Source organism: Wolbachia pipientis, from assembly GCF_023661085.1.
Classification (GTDB): domain Bacteria; phylum Pseudomonadota; class Alphaproteobacteria; order Rickettsiales; family Anaplasmataceae; genus Wolbachia.
The window spans coordinates 1-719 of record NZ_JAHDJT010000181.1; the positions used below are offsets into that span (position 1 = coordinate 1).

Annotated in this window: 1 protein-coding gene; it reads left to right on the plus strand. The window is 37.7% G+C overall.

All coding sequences use genetic code 11. The annotated features are described in order from the left end of the window. The coding region (locus DM84_RS06005; protein WP_349305114.1) for an ankyrin repeat domain-containing protein at positions 1-384 on the plus strand (384 nt) is incomplete at its 5' end. Positions 385-719: the final 335 nt, after the last annotated feature.

Below are 719 nucleotides of genomic sequence, written 5' to 3' on the forward strand. Positions count from 1 at the left end.
ATTATAGGCAAGCATAAAAGTGTTATAGAGTTTTTCCTTAGCAAAGGGGTAAGCGTTAACGATACTGACAGATATGGTAATACGCTACTACACCACGTTGTCGATAGTGGTAAAAAATTATTTGATGATGGTAAAAAGCTAGAGATTGTGAGGCTTTTAATTGATAAAGGGGCTAATATTTATGCTAGGAACAATAATGGCAGGATACCTTCAGATCTTGCCAGAGAACGAGGGCACATGGAAATTGTAAATATACTGGGCAGTGCAGAGAATAAAAGTCAATTGTCAAAAACTACTAGAGGAACAGATGGTAAGCCTGAACCTTATTTAAGTGGTATAACAATAAGTAATCAACCAATGAGAACAAGGGCGCCAGGGAATTGATGCTAGCTGAAATGACACCCTCTTCCTGTCATCCAGGTAGCCTTTTCTTGTCATCCCAGTAGCCAACACTGGGATCCAGGATACTACTTTAGTAATAGATGTTTAAGAAATTTACCAAATGGAGAAAAAGGCAAAAGAAGCCCTGGCCGTTGTCTATTTTCAGTATTGGCGTTTTTATGTCTTAAACGCTGCAATTTAGCTGCTTTTAAGCGCAACTAGTCTAAGCTATAATATTTAAGAAATTTACCAAACAGAGAAAAAAGACAATAAAACCCCGAGGTAGCTAGTTATTCCACTCTCTATTTTAAAATCCGGCGTTGGGTAATGTCTTAAAC